18 protein-coding genes are annotated in these 17,336 nt (G+C 64.3%); 1 reads left to right on the top strand and 17 read right to left on the bottom strand.

The genetic code is table 11. The annotated features are described in order from the left end of the window. Positions 1-198: 198 nt before the first annotated feature. Genes MYXE_RS02510 through MYXE_RS02590 form a run of 17 tightly spaced genes read right to left on the bottom strand, consistent with a single transcriptional unit; the run spans position 199 to position 16,058 of the window. Complete coding sequence (locus tag MYXE_RS02510) at positions 199-1,023, bottom strand: hypothetical protein (protein ID WP_085197383.1); 825 nt, start codon at positions 1,021-1,023, stop codon at positions 199-201. Next, positions 1,020-1,772: a DUF6390 family protein gene (locus MYXE_RS02515; RefSeq protein WP_112650059.1), complete on the bottom strand. Its 753-nt coding sequence runs from the start codon at positions 1,770-1,772 to the stop codon at positions 1,020-1,022. The genes MYXE_RS02510 and MYXE_RS02515 overlap by 4 nt, the downstream gene beginning before the upstream one ends. 2 nt (positions 1,773-1,774) lie before the next feature. Beyond that, positions 1,775-2,911 carry a hydrogenase formation protein HypD gene (gene hypD / locus MYXE_RS02520; protein WP_085197385.1) on the bottom strand — a complete coding sequence of 379 codons (1,137 nt, stop codon included), beginning with the start codon at positions 2,909-2,911 and terminating at the stop codon, positions 1,775-1,777. Positions 2,912-2,940: 29 nt separating this feature from the next. Further along, positions 2,941-3,213: a HypC/HybG/HupF family hydrogenase formation chaperone gene (locus MYXE_RS02525; protein WP_085197387.1), complete on the bottom strand. Its 273-nt coding sequence runs from the start codon at positions 3,211-3,213 to the stop codon at positions 2,941-2,943. A gap of 17 nt (positions 3,214-3,230) precedes the next feature. Next, positions 3,231-4,343, bottom strand: coding sequence for a hydrogenase expression/formation protein HypE (hypE, locus tag MYXE_RS02530; RefSeq protein WP_085197456.1), 1,113 nt, complete (start codon positions 4,341-4,343; stop codon positions 3,231-3,233). Continuing rightward, positions 4,336-4,992, bottom strand: a complete 657-nt coding sequence (locus tag MYXE_RS02535; protein WP_085197389.1) for a D-sedoheptulose-7-phosphate isomerase — start codon at positions 4,990-4,992, stop codon at positions 4,336-4,338. Before MYXE_RS02535 ends, hypE begins: the two co-directional genes overlap by 8 nt. Next, positions 4,992-5,699, bottom strand: coding sequence for a HypC/HybG/HupF family hydrogenase formation chaperone (locus tag MYXE_RS02540; RefSeq protein WP_085197391.1), 708 nt, complete (start codon positions 5,697-5,699; stop codon positions 4,992-4,994). The genes MYXE_RS02535 and MYXE_RS02540 overlap by 1 nt, the downstream gene beginning before the upstream one ends. Beyond that, positions 5,696-5,947, bottom strand: coding sequence for a HypC/HybG/HupF family hydrogenase formation chaperone (locus MYXE_RS02545; protein ID WP_085197393.1), 252 nt, complete (start codon positions 5,945-5,947; stop codon positions 5,696-5,698). Before MYXE_RS02545 ends, MYXE_RS02540 begins: the two co-directional genes overlap by 4 nt. After that, on the bottom strand, positions 5,938-8,295 hold the full coding sequence (hypF, locus tag MYXE_RS02550; RefSeq protein WP_112649995.1) for a carbamoyltransferase HypF: 2,358 nt from the start codon (positions 8,293-8,295) through the stop codon (positions 5,938-5,940). The genes MYXE_RS02545 and hypF overlap by 10 nt, the downstream gene beginning before the upstream one ends. Beyond that, complete coding sequence (locus tag MYXE_RS02555; protein ID WP_085197396.1) at positions 8,292-9,482, bottom strand: NHL repeat-containing protein; 1,191 nt, start codon at positions 9,480-9,482, stop codon at positions 8,292-8,294. The genes hypF and MYXE_RS02555 overlap by 4 nt, the downstream gene beginning before the upstream one ends. Further along, on the bottom strand, positions 9,479-10,378 hold the full coding sequence (locus tag MYXE_RS02560; RefSeq protein ID WP_085197461.1) for a NifU family protein: 900 nt from the start codon (positions 10,376-10,378) through the stop codon (positions 9,479-9,481). The genes MYXE_RS02555 and MYXE_RS02560 overlap by 4 nt, the downstream gene beginning before the upstream one ends. Then, positions 10,378-11,649: a hypothetical protein gene (locus tag MYXE_RS02565; protein WP_085197398.1), complete on the bottom strand. Its 1,272-nt coding sequence runs from the start codon at positions 11,647-11,649 to the stop codon at positions 10,378-10,380. Before MYXE_RS02565 ends, MYXE_RS02560 begins: the two co-directional genes overlap by 1 nt. Beyond that, positions 11,642-11,899, bottom strand: a complete 258-nt coding sequence (locus MYXE_RS02570; RefSeq protein ID WP_085197400.1) for a hypothetical protein — start codon at positions 11,897-11,899, stop codon at positions 11,642-11,644. Before MYXE_RS02570 ends, MYXE_RS02565 begins: the two co-directional genes overlap by 8 nt. Next, a complete protein-coding gene (locus MYXE_RS02575) occupies positions 11,896-12,756 on the bottom strand; it encodes a hydrogenase maturation protease (protein ID WP_085197402.1) in 861 nt (286 codons plus the stop codon). The genes MYXE_RS02570 and MYXE_RS02575 overlap by 4 nt, the downstream gene beginning before the upstream one ends. Further along, positions 12,753-14,378: a nickel-dependent hydrogenase large subunit gene (locus MYXE_RS02580; RefSeq protein WP_085197404.1), complete on the bottom strand. Its 1,626-nt coding sequence runs from the start codon at positions 14,376-14,378 to the stop codon at positions 12,753-12,755. Before MYXE_RS02580 ends, MYXE_RS02575 begins: the two co-directional genes overlap by 4 nt. A 45-nt stretch (positions 14,379-14,423) precedes the next feature. Then, positions 14,424-15,395, bottom strand: a complete 972-nt coding sequence (locus MYXE_RS02585; RefSeq protein WP_085197406.1) for an NADH-quinone oxidoreductase subunit B family protein — start codon at positions 15,393-15,395, stop codon at positions 14,424-14,426. A 60-nt stretch (positions 15,396-15,455) separates the two neighbouring features. Next, positions 15,456-16,058 carry a DUF1641 domain-containing protein gene (locus tag MYXE_RS02590; RefSeq protein WP_085197463.1) on the bottom strand — a complete coding sequence of 201 codons (603 nt, stop codon included), beginning with the start codon at positions 16,056-16,058 and terminating at the stop codon, positions 15,456-15,458. 205 nt (positions 16,059-16,263) lie between these two features. On the opposite strand from MYXE_RS02590, the gene MYXE_RS02595 reads away from it, so the two are divergent. Next, positions 16,264-17,319 carry an AraC family transcriptional regulator gene (locus tag MYXE_RS02595; RefSeq protein WP_085197408.1) on the top strand — a complete coding sequence of 352 codons (1,056 nt, stop codon included), beginning with the start codon at positions 16,264-16,266 and terminating at the stop codon, positions 17,317-17,319. Positions 17,320-17,336 lie beyond the last annotated feature (17 nt).

Below are 17,336 nucleotides of genomic sequence, written 5' to 3' on the forward strand. Positions count from 1 at the left end.
ACGAAGGGGTTGATTTCGGCTAGCGGGCGTCGATGATGGTGGCCAAAGTGAGTAGCTCCCGTATCTTTGGCTGGTGCATGGACAAAAACCGGTGGGGGAGGCGCAACTTAGTCTTAGCTCCGCCTTCCGTCCGAAATCGGCAAACTCCAGACCCCAGAATATTGAATTAGATTAGCGGGACTACAATTTCGAATGCGCTCACGCAGCGAGGCCTGGGTCGAATCGCGCGCGGGCAGTCACTGAAGCAGCTGTCGCGGTAACAATCATCACGGCATCGGATTCGTAACCTTTCGGAATTTGAATCGCCGCGCTATCGGGGTCTTCGCGGTGGGCCATCAGCCAGTCGTAGAGAAGCCAGTCCAGGGCAGAAGCGATCACGAACGGGTCTGCTTCGGACATGCAAGATGCGGCGATACAGGCCTCGATAGCCTCGCGATGCTCGCGCCGCGCGGCGTCCTTGTTGACACCGGAACTATCGAAAAGCAGCATCGACAAGGTGAGTGGAAACCGCTGCCCAGTCTCGCTTTCCAAGACCCAGCGCGCGCCTTTCCATGGGTTTGCCGGGTCGACGTAGCACATCCGGCCGAATCCGCTGACGACGCCGATCGGCGGGTCGTCGAGTTCTGCGTCCAACGGAGGTGGCCCGAGAAGGCCAAGCGGTTGACGCGCTCGGATCGAGAACAGCGCTGCTGTGCCGATGATTTTTCCGGCCCGCAGATCGGCGGTCATGTTGGTTAACTCAAGCGCCTGCGCAAATTCACGGCACAAGTGATCAAGCCTGCGGTACAGGATAATCAGTGCCTGGCGGTCACGGTCGTCCGGGCGTTTACCGCCGCCAAGCAAATCCCCGAACCGCCCAGCAGCAATGATCAACGCATCATCGAGGGCTTCGAGATGGGTGGCCACCAACCGATCCGGTTCTTCGTCGTCGATGATTAGTTTCGGTAATGACGTGGGTCTGTTGTCCGGTGTCGCCCAGTAGAACCCGATCTGGCCGTCGCGCTGGATGATTCGTGGTCTCACTGTCGCTGCCTTGCGAGGCGCCGGTTGGTGACTCGGATCTGGCGATGGGTGCTCTGTGCCAGCCTGTTAACCTGTTGGAGGGTAAGGACGTCGCAGACTTTGCCCCAGTGGATGGCGACGTGCCGAGAAGGGGTCAGTCGGGGTAGGCCAATGTTGGCTTCAACGCCGATCTCGGCGTGACGCACCACCGGAGTTGTCAGCTTCAGTTCGTGGCCGTCCCAAGCTAATTGTCGGGAATAGACGGTAGCTGTCGTGCTGTCAACCGACAGCACTTTGCCCCATGAGATGCGGCAGTTGTCCAGTACCCTGACGGGCTGCTCATCTGTGCATTTGCTGAGGAGCCTGGACCATGGATAGACACCGAACACGTGGAAACAGTGGTTAGGCGCCGCCTCTGAAGCGAGATCGTCGGTGAGGTGCGCCCAATAATGTCGTGCCTGCAGCCCAATGACTGCCAGCAGCTCGGCGGTAAACGCGTGACGATCGAGGGTGGCACCGAGACCGCCGCCGAGCCAGTAGGATTCGACGAGCCGGTAGTCCAGTGGGTCGGTGATGCCTGTCATCCTGGAGAGCACCTGTAGGTAAGGCCAGGCGCCAGAGAATCGCTTCGCGATGGCCTCTATATGATGCCGCGATCCGCTCAGCAGTGCGCCGGGGTCGGGTGGGCCGCAGTAGCCGAGAGCGTTGGGAGCGTAGGCGTAGCGGGCGAACATCTGCGATCCCTGGACGTCGATGCTGGGTGCGGCCACGTTCACCTCCGTCCCGTTGACTCCACCAGTTTGACGGTGTCGCGGTGCATCCGGCCGAAGTTGTAGTAGGCTGCGCAGGCGCCCTCTGGAGAGACCATGCAAGTTCCGATCGGGGTTTCCGGTGTGCACGCGGTGCCGAAAACCTTGCATTCCCACGGCTTGAGGACACCTTTGAGCACTTCGCCGCACTGGCACGCCTTGGGATCGGCGACCCGCACGCCAGGCATCGCGTAGCGCAGTTCGGCGTCGAAGTCCGCGAACTCGTCGGACAGCCGAAGTGCGCTCTGCGAGATGAAGCCCAGCCCACGCCATTCGAAGTGGGGACGTAAGGCGAAGACCTGGCCGATTAGCGCCAACGCGGCCGGGTTGCCCTCTGGACGCACCACGCGAGAGTACTGGTTCTCGACCTCGCAGCGGTTCTCGCGGATCTGAGTCAGCAGCATCGCCACTGCCGCCAAGATGTCCAGTGGTTCGAATCCGGCAATCACCAGCGGCTTGTGGTAGACATCGGTGACGAACCGGTAGGGTCGGTTCCCGACTACCGTCGAGACATGCCCCGGCCCGATGAAACCCGAGAGTCGCAAATCCGGTGATTCCAGGATCGCCTTAATCGGCGGGACGATCGTGACGTGGTTGCAGAACACACTGAAATTCGGTATGCCCAGATCGCGGGCCCGCACCAACGTCACCGCGGTCGACGGCACCGTGGTCTCAAAGCCGACCGCGAAAAACACCACCTGCTTTTCTGGGTTGTCCACCGCGACCTTGAGCGCGTCCAACGGCGAATACACAAACCGCACATCCGCACCACGCGCCTTGGCGTTGAGCAGATTGCCGTTGGAGCCGGGCACCCGCATCATGTCCCCGAAGCACGTGAAGATCATGTCAGGCTGTTCGGCCAGCCACATTGCATCATCGATGCGGCCCATCGGTATCACACACACCGGACACCCCGGCCCGTGCACCAGTTCCACGTTTTCCGGCAACAGATGCTCGATTCCGTGCCGGTAAATGGTGTGGGTGTGCCCGCCACACACCTCCATGAACTTGAAATGCTCGTCACCGCTGGACAACAATTCGATCGCGCCGATCAACTTGCGGGCCGCTGCCGGATCCCGGAACTCGTCAACAAATTTCATCCTGCGTCCTCTCTCGAATCCCTGCTCGGCTAGACGATCGCCGACGAGTCGAAGGCCTCCAATTCGGCGGCGTAGGCGTCACCGAGCTTCTTGACCGCCGCCAATGTCAGCAGTGCTTCGGTCTCGTCGATTTTGGCCATCGCGAACCCGACATGCACCAAGACCCAATCCTCAGGCTGTGGCATGTCGTTTTCCAGCAACCGCACCGAGATTGTGCGTTGCACTCCATTGACATCAACCTTCGCCAAGTAGTTGTCGAAATCAGTGATCTCGACGATCCGCCCGGGTATCCCCAAACACATCCGGCTCGGCTCCTTTCTCAACAGATCCGCGGCAGCGGGTCACCGACGAGCATGTCGACAATGCGGGTACCGCCGAAGCCGGTGCGCACCATTACTGTTCCGCCCGGCTCTTCCACGACTTGTCCCACCTCGGCCGCGTTCACCCCCAGCGGGTGGGATTGCAACGCCGCCAACGCGGCCGCGGCCTCTTCTGGCGCTACCACCGCAACGAACTTGCCCTCGTTCGCGACGTAGAGCGGGTCAATACCCAACAACTCACACGCTCCGCTGACCATCGGGTGCACCGGGAGGCGCTCTTCCTCCAACAGCATCCCCAGACCACACGCGTGAACCAGTTCATTGCAGACGGTGCCCAGCCCGCCGCGGGTCGGATCGCGCAGCCAGCGCGTCGACGGCGCCGCCGCCAACAACAACTCCACCAGCGGGCTCACCGCAGCAGTGTCAGAACGTATGTCAGCCTCGATCGCCAGGTCCCCGCGGGCCAGCATCACCGCCATCCCGTGATCGCCGATTGAACCTGATAGCAGCACCTTGTCGCCAACACGCACCGACGCCGCCGACAACTCCCGCCCGGCGGGGATGACTCCTACGCCGGTGGTCGTGATGAAAAGTCCGTCTGCCGCACCGTTGGGCACCACTTTCGTGTCCCCGGTGACGATCTGCACCCCGGTGGCCGCCGCCGCGGCGGCCATGTCGGCTACAGTCTCCTTGAGCTCGGTGATCGGAAAACCTTCTTCGACAACGAATGCTGCCGAAATCCATTGCGGTACCGCACCGGAAACTGCAAGATCGTTGGCGGTGCCGTGCACAGCTAGCTCACCGATCGACCCGCCCGGAAACCGCCTGGGCGCCACCACGAATGAGTCAGTCGACATCACCAGCCGTGCGCCGCTCGGCAGGGTGATCACAGCGCCATCAGTCAGTGGTTCCAGCAGCGGGTTGCGGAAAGCTTCGACGAACACCGCGTCGACCAGGGCCGCCGAAGCCTTACCGCCGGCCCCATGGGCCAGCGTCACATGGTCATCGACCAACCGGGGGCGGCGCTTGCGGAACGACTCAATCCGCTCGATCACCTCGCCTTCGGCGAACCCCGGACCCGACGCCAGGTAGTCGCTCACCGCTCTATCCATCAGCATCAGCTCCCTGCTCGAGCACGCTCAGCCACAGTTGGTACGCCAAAAGCGCCTGCGCTTCCTGTATTCGATGCACGCTCTGCGAGCGCACCACAAAGCACGCGTCTACGTCGGCGCCCGTGGCAAACGAGCCGCCGTCATATCCGGCAAATCCGATGGTGTACATCCGGCGGCGACGCGCCTCCCCTAATGCGGTGATCAAATCGGGGGAGCTGCCGCTGGTCGACATCGCGATCGCAATGTCGCCTGGTTTCGCGCGGGCAATAAGCTGCCGCGCGAACACCAACTCGAACCCGACGTCGTTGCCCAACGCGGTAAGGACCGCCTGGTCCGCGGTGAGTGACCACGCTGGTCGGGGCTTCCCTAGCGGCGGGCGCGCGAACAACGTGGCCAACGTCGTGGCATCGGTGGAACTGCCGCCGTTGCCGAATGTGAACAAGCGACCGCCGGCGGCGAAGCGGCGCGCCATCTCAGAGGCGGCGATCGCCACCAGTTCGGCGTTTTCCTCTAGGGTGGAGCGCCGCAGCGCCAGGCTCTCTGCGGCCTTCGCCTCGGCCGACGCAGCAAGGTCACCTAACAGCGAATCCGCGTCGCGTTCCTGCGCGTCGATAAACGGATACAAGAAGTTTGTCGCCTCGTCCGTCATTATGCATCCAGTTTGCTGATTGCCATTCCGGCGTGGACCAGTACCAGATCTCCGGCGGCAACAGGTCCCACCAACTCGGTCGACACCGTTTGCGGTCCTTGACTGGTGCGCACCAGCGCCGACCCGCGCGCTGATTTGGAAACCACTTCGCCGAGCCGGCCTTCGTCGCTGCAAGTGACGCACACGTCGTCGGCGCACTCATTGGCCATCAAAAGACCTGGGTGCTCGAAGCAAACGTGCGTCAACTCCCACAACAGGTGATACAGGAGGACAAAGCCTCCAGTGACCGTAGCGCGCGGATCCGGATTATCCAGCCATAGCACATGATCAGCCGCACCGACCGGCGGGCGGGGACCACTGCCCATCCAGATAGTGGTGGCACCCCACGCGGGCGCTCGCCGCATCACCGAGCCCACCTGCGGGTCGTCAGCGTTGGCGACCGCGACGACGATGTCGCCCGCGCTTACCGAGACCCGGGCCACGTCGACTAAATCCGGACCGCTCAGTGCCACTGCCGGCAACGCCCGCTTGCCGACGACCACCGGATGGATGAACTCCACCGCGATGTGCAGTGCATGCGGTGCCCACGATGGCGACATCGACCACATGGTGCCACCAGCGGAGAATCGTCGTGCCAGAGCCAAAGATGCGCAAGCCAGGTCGGCGGCCAGGCCAGCGTCGATCCCGTAGTTGGTGGCCGCAGTCATAAGATCGCCTGCCCAGCATCGAACACGCCGTACTCGCGCATGGTGACCAGCGTTTGCAGCGCCGCGGTCTCGTCGATGCGAGTCAGGGCGAACCCTGCGTGCACGATGGTGTAGTCGCCGACCTCAAGATCCGGGCGGTAGGCCAGGCACGCGGTCTTGATCTCGCCGGGAAACCGAACCCGCGCGAAACGTCCGCCGTCCGCGCCGTCCCAGACTTCGGTGATCCGGCCGGGAATGCCTAAACACATGCGGTAGTCCTTCCCTCGGCTAATGCCGTCAGCGTCGCGACGGCGGCTTGACCGAGCGCCAACCCGCCGTCGTTGGGCGGCACCTTGTGGTGCGCAAGCACGGTGAAACCGGCCCGCTCAAGCAGCCGCCGGCACGTTTTGAGCAACAGAACGTTTTGGAAGACGCCGCCGGTGAGCCCCACCAACCGGGTGCGGCCGGCGACCCGATCCACCACCTCGGCGACGCCCACCGCCACCGCCGAGTGGAAGGCCGCCGCCAGGCGGGCAGGTTTTGCGCCGTCTCGCAACGCGGCGACCAGTGCCACCAGCATCGCGGTGGGGTCGAGGACCCCGTCCGGCCCGATGCGCAGCCGCAGCAGCGGCTCTTGGGTGTCGAGGGGTTCGTGGGAGGCCAATACCTCCAGTTCGATGGCGGCCTGGCCCTCGTAGTCGACCCGGTGGCGCACCCCGAGCAGGGAGGCGACCGCGTCGAACAGCCGACCCATGCTGGTGGTTGGCACGCAACCCCTGCCGGTGACGAATTGGGTTCGTAGCAGCCGCAATTCCGCAGTGCTGGCTTGAGCGACCGGTGCCAGGTCATCCTCCCAGGTGATCCCTGCTGACCACAGGTGGGCCAGCGCCATGCGCCACGGGTTGCGAACCGCCAGATCACCGCCGGCCAGCGGTACCGGCGCGAGGTGCCCGGCCCGCGTGAAGCGGTGGCTGTCGGTGCCCAGGCGGAGAATCTCGCCGCCCCAGATCGCGCCATCGCAGCCGTAGCCCGTGCCGTCGAAGGCGACGCCGATAATCGGCTCGCCGAGCATGCCGTGCTCGGCGAGCAGCGAGACCACGTGCGCGTGGTGGTGCTGCACGAGATCCAACGGGCGCCCGGCGGCGTTGTCCTCCGCCCAGTTTCGAGTCAGGTACCCCGGATGCAGATCAGCGGCCAGCCGGGCCGGCGATTGGCGGATCGTGCACAATTGACGCACCGAGCGGGCGAACGCCTTTAGAGTCGCAACGCTTCCCATGTCGCCGATGTGACCCGAACAATATGCCCGCCGACCGTCGGTGAGACAGAACGTGTTCTTCAGCTCCCCGCCGACGGCGAGCACCGCGGGACCGTCGCGCCCGAGGTCGACCGGTAGCGGTGCGTAGCCGCGGGACCGACGGATCGGCAATTCGCGGCCATCCAGGACACGCACCACCGAGTCGTCGCACGGCACATGGATGGGCCGGTTGTGGTCGAGCACCGCATCGGCCAGCGGAGGGAGGCGCTGCGCTAAGTCATCGTCAGTGAAACAGATCGGTTCGTCGGATCGGTTAGCACTGGTCAGCACGATCGCCTCGGGTGGACGAGCCGACGAGCCTGGCGCGGAAGCCAGCAGCAGGTGGTGGATCGGCGAATACGGCAGCATCAGGCCAAGCCATGGGTTTTCAGGAGCCACCGCCGCGGCGACAGGAGCACTGGGCTTGCGTCGCACCAGCACGATGGGCCGGGCGGGTCCGGACAGCACGCGAGCCTCGGTGTCGTCGATCTCGGCGTAGCGCCGCGCCACCGCAAGGTCGCGCACCAGCACCGCGAACGGCTTGGTGCCGCGCATCTTTCGCTGGCGAAGCGTGGCAACGGCCGCGGCGTTATCGACGGCGCAAGCCAGGTGATACCCGCCGATTCCCTTGATCGCAACGATCAGTCCGTTGGCCAGCGCGTGCTGGCTGGCGCCCAGTGCCGCGTCGGTATCGGTGACCTGCACGCCGGCGGCGGTGAACCACAGCGAGGGTCCACAGTCGCCGCAGGCGATCGGCTGGGCGTGGAAGCGACGATTCGCCGGGTCGTGGTACTCGGTTGCGCAGCGCTCGCACATCTCAAAGTCGGCCATGGTCGTGGCCGGCCGGTCGTAGGGCAGTTCACGGATGATCGTGAACCGGGGCCCGCAGTTGGTGCACGTGATGAACGGATGCCGGTAACGCCGGTCGGCCGGGTCGAACAGTTCAGCCAGGCAGTCATCGCATACCGCGATATCCGGCGGAATCGGCGTGGCGGCGCCGTCGATGACCTGGCTGGCGACGATTTGAAACGCGGTGCCGTCGCGGGAATCGGCGGGTAGTTCGATCGACTCGACGCTGTCGATCGAGGCTAAGGGCGGCGCATCGGCGGTGAGGCGATGGGCGAATTCGGCGACCGCGGTCGGTGTTCCCTGGACTTCGATGAACACCGCGGCCGAGTCGTTGCCGACGAAACCAGACAAACCCAGCTCGGTGGCGATCCGGTGGACGAACGGCCGGAAACCGACGCCCTGCACGACTCCAGTCACCGTGAATCGGCGTCGCTGTCGGCTGAGCTGATGGATCGGGACGGTGGTGTCGATCACCGGCGCCTCCAGATGACGATCCGGTTGTTGCCGGAGTCGGCTATCGCCAAGCGATCACCGCGCAAACAAAGCCCGTAGGGCCAGCACAATGTGTCGGAGGTGACGCTCCGCCAACGGTTTTCGCCGTTGGCACCGAATGTGGGCTGCGCGAGCACGAAATCGGCGCCGCAGCCGTGATGCGGAATGCCATCCCACAACAGCACCCGATTGTTGGCGGTGTCGGCGACAGCCAGCCGGTCGGTGTCATTGTCGAGGCTCAGCGCGTAGGGGAACCGGAACCGGTCGGCGCACTGGGGCCCGTACGGCCATTCCCGTGCGGTGCTGAAGTCAGGCTGGCCGATCAGCAGATCGGCATCACGGTCTTGGGCAGGCGGCGGGCACCAGCCGACCACCCGGTGGTTGCCAGCGTCGGCGACCAGCAGCAGGTCGTCACGGCCAGCGATATCGTGAGGCCACCGGAAGCTCGCCGGGCCCACCCGATCGCCGCGGTTCTCCTCTCGACTGGCCGGGTCGGGTTGACCGACAACGACATCCGCCGGCCGCCCGGGCTCCGGGATTCCGCAGGCCCAGCCGAGGACCCTACGGTTGCCGGTGTCAGCAATCCACAGCCATGAGCCCACCACCGCAATTCCGAACGGCCAGTACAGCGACGAAGCCGAACAGGCACCGCCCCCGTTGGGGTTCACAGATAGGTCATCCGGTTGGCCGAGAACGAAATCGGGTGGTGTGGAGCTGATTTCGGGTATTGTGTTCCAGACCAAGATGCGGTGATGCCAGGCGTCGGCGACGAGCAGCCGGCCATCGTGGACAAGTACCCCGGTGGGCAGGTTCATGCCGTTCGCCGGGCCGCGCCCGCCAGCCGCGCGGCCCTCGGTGGTGCCGTCGGGCTGGCCGAGCACGACGTCGGCGGATTGTTCGTCTGCGGTGGGCAATCCGTGCCAGATCAGCACCCGGTGGTTGCCCGAGTCAGCAACGACCAGATGGTGTTCGTCGATGAAGACGCCGCGCGGGGAGTACATCCACGCCATCGTCGGGGCGGCCGCCGGTAGCGCCAAGCCGCCGGGGGCGGGTGCGCCCAGCCACACGTGTGGCGCCCATCCTCCGGAAAGAGCTGTGCCGTCGCCGCAATCGCCAGGGTCACCGCCCGGTGCTCCGAGGCGGCTGATCCGGACCGTCAACGATGTCATGCGCCGACCCGTATCCACATCCGGCCGCCGTCGACGCGCAGGGGTAGTTGCTCGAGCTGTGCCTCTGGTGCGCTGAGGCATTCTCCGGATGCGGCGTCGTAGCAGAAGCCGTGCCATGGGCACGTCAGGGTGCCGTTGTCCACGTCGAGCACTGCGTTGTCCAACGGCATCGCCTCGTGCGCGCATTCGTTGATGTAGGCCATCAACTGCTGGTCGAGTTTGACGACGAGCACTGACACGTCCTTACCCGACACAGGGGTGCTCAGCGACAGCACAGTGAGGTCGCCGTCGGCGACGTTGGTAGCTGGGCCGGCGTCGACCCAGCCGTCTTGCGCAGCGGGGCGAGCGGGGAACAATGAATCCGCCGGGATGAGCGACGGCTCCGGCTCGTTGGGCAGCACCTCCACCCGGGTGATGGACGGAACTCCGTCGACCAGTGCGGTTTCCACCATGGTCCGCAACGTCACCGACGACATCGAGCAGCCGTTGCAGGCACCCTGCAGGCGCACGAAGGCTGTGCCATCCTCGATGCGCACCAGGGTGACGTCGCCGCCGTGGCCCTGCAGCGCCGGGCGCACCGACTGCAACACGCGCGTCGCTTGCGTGGTCGGATCGGGCCGCACGATCTCGTGCAGCGAAAACAGCAGGCGCACCACCGGGTCGTCGACGAGTTCGAACAGCACGCCGCGGGTAGCCTCGTCGGCTCGCAGGCGTCGCACGATGGTCACCAGTCCGGCCCGGTGGATGGCCTCGATTGCGGCTTTCAGTTCTTCGGCGACCGCACGCGACGAGCTGTCCAGTTCCTGTGTTGCGGCGATGGCGTCGTCGACTCGTTTCGCTAGTTCTTCGAAGGTTGGTTCCGCTGAAGCGGTTTCGGTAACCTCGGTTGTCGACATCACGGTCTCCCGCATCCGTTGGTACTGGAAAGTGTTGTTTGACGGGCGATTTCGTCGAGGATGCTTCGCACGCTAAGGACCGAGTCGTTGTCGCCGAGCTCTTCGAACAAAAACCGAGCTTCGTAGAGCTTGGCCTTCGCGTCGTCGAACGCGCCCAGATGTGCCAGCACATTGCCCTGGTTGGCTAGCACCCGGGCGCGGCCAAGCGGATCGGTGTCCCGGTGGCGTGTTTGCAGCACCGCTTCGTAAAGGTCGACCGCTTCGACCAGGTTTTCGGCATGATGCTTGGACGGGGTGTACACCAACGAATTCGCCAGATTCAGCTGAACGCTGGCCCACTCCTGGGGGTACTCGGTGCGGGTGTAGACCGTCAGCGCCGACCTCAGTGATTGTGCTGCCACCCCCAGCCGAAGCTGGCCGGACGCCTCCACCATTGGCATGGTGAGATAGGCCGCAGCGAGGCCAGCGTGCGCTGCCGCCCACACCAGCGGGGCGTCGTTCCGGCGGACCAGTTGCAGCGCCGAGTGGTAATGCGGGATCGCCTTCGCGAGCAGCGCGGTATTGGATTGCGCCTGCTCGTGTATGATTCGAGCCAGGCACAAGTGGATTTCGGCACGGACAACGCGCAAGTCGTCGGCGCCGTCGAGTGCTCGCAGAGCGTGTTCAAGACGTTGCACGCCGCCGGGATCACCGATGTCGCGGCAGATTGCGGCGGCGCCACCGAGCATGATTCCGGCCAGCGGGGCCGACACAGCGCTAGCGGCGTCTGCCGCGCTGTCGAGGAATGCTATCGCCAGGGAGGGATTCTCCTTTGCGAGGGCGTAGGCTGCTTGTGCCGAGAGCACGGTCGCGGCGATTTCTCCGTCGGCGGCGTCGGATTGGGGCGGAGTTTCGGTGCGCCCGAGGGTGAACAACACCACGTCGACGAGGATCGCGAACTGATCGAGCACACGACGCAGGTCGTCAGGATCGTCGCTGTCGGGGTCGAGGACGAAGCGGTTGTAGCGGGCTACCGGATCGCCGGTCTTGGCCTGCACCGCCAACGCCGCGATCGCGCTTTCCCGCTGACCGCTGACGGCGAGCTGGTGGGCGCGCAGAGCCGGCGGCCAGTGTTCGGGCAGGCGCCCGGCCAGCATCTCGGCGCGGGCCGCCTCGGTGTGCTCAGCGGGTGGAATCAGCATGTAGCCCAACGGAAGCGGGAATACCCCCAGGGGCTGCGGCCGCGCCGGCATGCCGAACCCCCATGCGCCTGAAGCCGATTGATCAGCCATTCAGCGGTCCTTGTAGGTCACGTTCGGCGCTTTGCTGGATGATCCTGGCCGACAGCTCCGCGCGGGTCCGGGTGTGGTAGGTGTCGATTCGTTTGCGCACAATGCCGTCGGCGAACACAACGACGATGTCCACGGCCCACCGGCCTCGATCCTCGACCACCAGGGTCTGTACGCTGAGGGCGTCGTCGGTCGAGCTGTCCGTACGCTGGGTCGGACGAGGATCGGTGTGCCGATCGTCGGTCACGGTCATGACGTTTTCTGCGCCAGCGGGATTCGCAGCGCGCCATGATGGCCGTCCCAGCGCGCGCGGCGTACGCCGGTGGGAATCACGTCGCCGAGCAGTTCACGCACCAGCACGGCGCGGTCTCCGGCGGGGTTGCGCTGCTTCAGCAGCAGCCCGCCGCTTCGGGGTCCCCGCAACGGTAGCAACCACAGCTCCTCGTCACGCACGGCAGCGACGGCGACGTTGGCGGGGAAGTGCGCCGCCGACAGCGCGGCGCTTAACCGAAGGTAGCCGTCGGGGGTGAATTCCACGGTCAACTCGGCCGCTGCTGTCGGTTTCGGCGGCCGCAGTGGGGTCAGGTAGACGGCCTCGATCATGTCCATCACCTTTTCCATGGCGGCAGTGACCGGCTCGGACAGTTCCGCGCCGAACGTGACATCACCGGCCTCGATGAGGAATATGGTGATGTCGGTGGGGCATTCGTCGGCCAGCACCCAGCGCGCGAACGCGATGGCGTGGTCCCAGCGAAACGAGTGGGTGTGCAGCCCCTCGAGCGGCGGCAATTGCTCGAGCTCGTCGCTAGGCACTCGGTAGATCGTGCCCGGCTCGGCACCGGTGGCCGACGCGTCGATAATGATGACGCGCTGCGCGCCCCGCATTTGGAAGGCGACGTCCATGCCCGCGGTTCCACCGTCGACGAGTCGCACCCCATCGGGCATGCCACGCTCCCAAAGGTGACGAACCATGATCGGGCCGACACCGTCGTCACCGCGCAACAGATTGCCACAGCCGATGATCAGCACCGCGCAACCCGGAAGCCCGGCATCGGTGTCCGACCCGCCCGGCTGCGCGGCATGTCTAGAGGATGCTGACGTGATGATCACACCATTCCGTTGATCTTGAATTGAGATAGTTCCCGCCCCGTCTTGGCGTCGTAGGCGTGTACCGTGCACACCAGACACGAGTCGAAGCTGCGGGCGACATGCCCGAGTTCGACCGGATCTTCCGGGTCGACAATCGGCGAGCCCACCATTGCCTGTTCGATCGGCCCGAGCACCTCGGTCCCGTCGCGCGGGCCGATGTTCCACGCCGTGGGCGTGATCACTTGGTAGTTCTTGATTTTGCTGTCCTCGATGACGATCCAGTCCGCAAGCGCGCCGCGGGCGGCCTCGGTAGCGCCGAAGCCCATGCCCTCGGCATGCTCGATGGGCTTGGTGTAGAAGCTTTCCTTCAAGTCGAGCCGAGACAGCCAGTCTTTCACCCATGTGTAGTATTTGGGCGCCTCGTGCATGCGGGCCAATTGCCGGACGAAAACACTCGGGCCGATCTTGTTGTACATGTCGACGAACAGCGGGTCGTCGTCTTGGTGCGGGGCGGCATTGGGGCCGCCGGCCGCCATTCGCCGCGCCAGCGGGCCAGCCTCAAGCGGGATGTGGCCCAGGTTTGGCACGTCGTAGCGCGGTGCCTTGGCCCAGCTATACTTACCGCGCTTGCGGCCCTCTTCGGGGTCGACCGGAATGGTCTCACCCTCGAACGGGTGCAGCGGCCCGGTGCCCTCGTAGAAGGAGTGGGTGACATCCTCACGCACCCGGGCGTGGTCGAACTCGTACCATTTGCCGCCGACGAAGATCCCGGAGCGCCCGATCAGCGCGGCGTTGCGGCCGTCGATGGTGGGGTGCTCATACAGCGACGGCTCGAAGTACGTGCCGGTGGCCAGGTAGTTGCCCACACCCTGACCATATTTGTCGAGTCCGACGTCAAGGCAGTAGCGGATGAAAAACCCGCAGTCGCTGTTGTGCTGGGCCTCGTTCTCGTCGACCCAGGCCAGCACGTCGTCCCAGCTCTTGTTGGCCAGCCAGCGGTCCACCGAGCAGCCCAGCCACTGCTTTTCCAGCCATTCGTCTTTCCAGTGCTCAAAGATCGAGAACGAGCGCGTCACATCCGCAAGAGTCGGCGCGCACATCACCCCGCCGGGCACCATGAAGCTGGAGTGCGGCCACTGCCCGCCGAAGATCGCGTACACCTCGACGGGTTTCCCCGACAGCACCACACCGGGCTGGTAGCTGGTGCCGACGTAGGGCGCGAAGCGGCGCACCGCTTCGGCGTAGAGCGGCGATTTCGCATAGTTCTTGTTGGTGAGGTCGATGGCGAACAGCGCGTAGAAGTAGCGCGGGATCGACTGCAGCGTCTCGGCGGCCTGACAGATGTTGCGCACCAAGGTCGCGTTGGGTGGGACGTGGGTGCGCCACGCGGTGTCGAGGGCGTAGGCCGACTTGTAGAGGTGGCTGCCGCCGCAGATGCCGCAGATCCGCGGGGTGACCACCAGTCCGGCCTGCGGATCCTTGCCTTGCAGGATGATTTCGAACCCGCGGAACATCGCGGCCTCGGTCCATGCCGAGGTCACGACCCCGTCCTCGACGGTCACGCGTACGTCGAGGTCGCCCTCGACGCGCCCGAGTGGGCTGACGAACAGATCCAGTTTGGTGCTTGAGTCCACCGCGGTCATCGGTAAGTCCTTTCGCAGGTATTGGGGAGAAGTCGGAACGGGTTGCTAGACGACGAACATGTCTTCTTTTGACCATTGCGGTGCGGCGATCCGTGCGGCTGCGGCGTGCGCCATGTAGGTGAGATGGTCACTGCCCTCCGGGACTTCCTTCGGGATCATTCCGCTGACCTTCTGGGTCTTGAATACCGTGCCCGGGGCCAGGTCGAAGTGCGGGAATTCGGGTTCGGTGCAACCCAGGCAGGGCATTCCGGCGCGTGTCTTGGACGACTGGCGGTTCCACAGGATCCGGTTGCACGGGGAGTGGGTCATCGGACCGCGGCAGCCGAACTCGTAGAACAGGCAGCCGGTCCGAGTGCCCTCGCCGAACGACAAAGTGGATTGTTTGTACTCGAAGAACTGCACGCGAGTGCAGCCGGTTTGGGTGAAAGTCTTGAAAAACGTTTCAGGCCGGTGTAATTCGTCTAGCGTAATGTCACCTGCCCGCCCGGTGGCCAGCGCGACGATGATCTGGGTGATCCAGTCCGGGTGCGCGGGACAACCCGGAATGTTGATCACCGGAAGGCCCATCCTCGACCGGAAGTCGGGGCCGAGAAACCCGCCTTTTTTGCGTTTGTGGAACTGCAGTCCCGTGGACGCGGAGGGGTTGGGCTCAGTGGCGGGAATCCCTCCCCAGCAAGCGCAATCGCCGATCGCCACCACGATCTGCGCAGCAGCGCACAGGTCCGTGACCCAGTCCTTCATCGGGCGGTCGGCGAACATGTCCATGCGGCCGGTTCCGTTGGGAGCCTCGATGACAGTGCCCTCGAACACGAAGATGTCCAAGGGACGCTCACCACGAGCACAGTCCCAGAAGACTTTTTGGGCATTATCGCCCAACTCGAGACCGAGGGACGGATGCCATAGCACTTCGAGCCCGAAGTCGACGATCAGGTCGACGACGTTGGGCTCGTCGGCGTTGAGGAACGACATCGTGTTGCCGCTGCACGCTCCCCCCTGTAGCCAGAGCACGGACGCCATGAAAACTCCTCTCAATGGTTGAGAATGCGCAAGTTTGGTTTGTTGTCTGAGGTGGCGGGGTTATTCCGCAGCGTGCTTCGGAACCCGCTGTTTTTTCGTCGGTTCCGGCGCTAGCCGGCGGCCGAACGCGCGAGCGATGTGAATCATGAAACCCAGACCGCGTGACACGTCCGGATCTTTCACCACACGCATGACCGCAAAAACGCCCTTAGGTCCGCGAGGGTCGGCTACTGCGGCTTCTCTGCCCTCCAGCAGCGCCTCACCGACCTGAGCGAGCACCTCTGCGGTTTGGGGGTCGGTTAACGGTGAACGCAGTAACCGTTCCACGGCCGGCGCAGCCTCGACAGCCGCGGCCGACAGTCGCGCTACGCTGTCGCTGAGTCCGGTCACGTCGAGGCTGGGCCACGCCCGTTGCCCGTTGGTGGATGCCGCCACTTCCCGGATCTCCGCGATACCGGATACCATTGAGTCGGCGATCACTTCAGCGCGACGCAACAGGCCGTCGAGGCCAGCAATGATGGTCGCAAGCAAATCCGCGTGGTCGAGGATCTGCGACAGCGAGGATGCGATTCGCGGGTCGTCGAGCCGCTGCAGCAGGTCATCGCCCGGCGACGGGTCCGTCAGACCGTCGATTTCGGACTGTCCTACAAGTGAAGCGGTCACACGATCCTCCTCCGCCGATGTGTTGGTGGTCACACACGGTAACGACACCCCGTCATCCGGTCTAGCGCTTTTGCGCAATGACTGTCAGAATTACGCACACTTGTACGCGCAGAAGCGCGTAGCACAGCTAGAAGCCTTGAACGATGGCCGCTAACCCTTTAACGGAAACTCAACTGTCCTTGTGTCTTTGCAGCGGGCGGCTTGGATGTCTCGGCTGACCAGGCTGCGGTTCATCGACACCCGGCGTACCGGTAACCCCGTGCGCCGGAAAATTCGCTCCCGCGGTGTTCCACCGGCGCTGACCGACCATGAAATCTTCTATACCGAAAACATCAATGAGGCCTCCACGCTGATCGGCAAGGTACTGGCCCCAATGCGAATCGCGTGCACCGCGAACCCATCCGGGTTCGCCGCCACGATGCACGGTGTTCGGCTGCGCAACGTCAGCATGCTGTATCTGGACCTGAGCGTGCGGGCCACTCTGGAAATCCCCGCCTTGGGGCGTTACTTCGGCGTCCACATGCCGACAAACGGGCTCGCGCGGTGCCACCATAACGGCCACGAATTCGAAGCGAACACGGTCTGCGCACTGGTGACCAGTCCGAAAACTGCGCTCACCATGCATCTCGAGGATGACTCCCCGCAGTTGCTGATCCGCATCGAGGAGCAGGCTCTAGTTGATTACCTTACTCGGCTTCGTGGTCGGCGACTGTCCCGTCCGCTGGTCTTCCACCCCGAATTCGACCTCACGAGCGACGTGGCGATGCGCTGGCACGCCGCGGTGCAACTCCTGCACACCGAGGTCTATCAACCCGGGTCACTGGTGCAGTCCGGCCAGGGCATCAGTGGTATCGAAGAGCTGTTGATGAACAGCCTTTTACATGTGCAGCCTTCCAACTACCACGAAGAACTCGTCCGTCCGGCCAGACAACCCGGTCGCCGGGTGGTGCAGAGGGCAATCGAATATATCGACGCTCACCTGGCCGAACCCCTCACAATGGGATTGATTGCCCGCAATGTCCATATGAGTATCCGGTCGATTCAGCAGGGCTTCCGCGACGAGTTGGGGGTGTCGCCGATGACGTACGTCCGCGACCGGCGGCTGGAGCGGGTGCATGACGAGCTTGCCGACGCTATGCCCGGCGATGGGGTGACGGTCACTGACGTGGCCACCCGGTGGGGATTCCATCACCTCGGCAGTTTCGCGGTCGAGTACCGAAAGCGTTGGGGAGTGAGCCCATCGGAAACCTTGCGTCAGTGAGGATGTGAGGATGTATC

This window comes from Mycobacterium xenopi, from assembly GCF_009936235.1.
Lineage (GTDB): Bacteria > Actinomycetota > Actinomycetes > Mycobacteriales > Mycobacteriaceae > Mycobacterium > Mycobacterium xenopi.

What these genes read in the sequence shown, in the direction of transcription:
- MYXE_RS02545 (WP_085197393.1), bottom strand. Translation starts at nt 5,947, where the DNA reads ATGTGTTTAGGCATTCCCGGCCGGATCACCGAAGTCTGGGACGGCGCG.
- MYXE_RS02560 (WP_085197461.1), bottom strand. Translation starts at nt 10,378, where the DNA reads ATGTCGACAACCGAGGTTACCGAAACCGCTTCAGCGGAACCAACCTTC.
- MYXE_RS02535 (WP_085197389.1), bottom strand. Translation starts at nt 4,992, where the DNA reads ATGACGGACGAGGCGACAAACTTCTTGTATCCGTTTATCGACGCGCAG.
- hypD (WP_085197385.1), bottom strand. Translation starts at nt 2,911, where the DNA reads ATGAAATTTGTTGACGAGTTCCGGGATCCGGCAGCGGCCCGCAAGTTG.
- MYXE_RS02540 (WP_085197391.1), bottom strand. Translation starts at nt 5,699, where the DNA reads ATGACTGCGGCCACCAACTACGGGATCGACGCTGGCCTGGCCGCCGAC.
- MYXE_RS02570 (WP_085197400.1), bottom strand. Translation starts at nt 11,899, where the DNA reads ATGACCGTGACCGACGATCGGCACACCGATCCTCGTCCGACCCAGCGT.
- MYXE_RS02595 (WP_085197408.1), top strand. Translation starts at nt 16,264, where the DNA reads ATGTCTCGGCTGACCAGGCTGCGGTTCATCGACACCCGGCGTACCGGT.
- MYXE_RS02580 (WP_085197404.1), bottom strand. Translation starts at nt 14,378, where the DNA reads ATGACCGCGGTGGACTCAAGCACCAAACTGGATCTGTTCGTCAGCCCA.
- MYXE_RS02585 (WP_085197406.1), bottom strand. Translation starts at nt 15,395, where the DNA reads ATGGCGTCCGTGCTCTGGCTACAGGGGGGAGCGTGCAGCGGCAACACG.
- MYXE_RS02555 (WP_085197396.1), bottom strand. Translation starts at nt 9,482, where the DNA reads ATGACATCGTTGACGGTCCGGATCAGCCGCCTCGGAGCACCGGGCGGT.
- hypE (WP_085197456.1), bottom strand. Translation starts at nt 4,343, where the DNA reads ATGGATAGAGCGGTGAGCGACTACCTGGCGTCGGGTCCGGGGTTCGCC.
- MYXE_RS02525 (WP_085197387.1), bottom strand. Translation starts at nt 3,213, where the DNA reads ATGTGTTTGGGGATACCCGGGCGGATCGTCGAGATCACTGATTTCGAC.
- MYXE_RS02565 (WP_085197398.1), bottom strand. Translation starts at nt 11,649, where the DNA reads ATGGCTGATCAATCGGCTTCAGGCGCATGGGGGTTCGGCATGCCGGCG.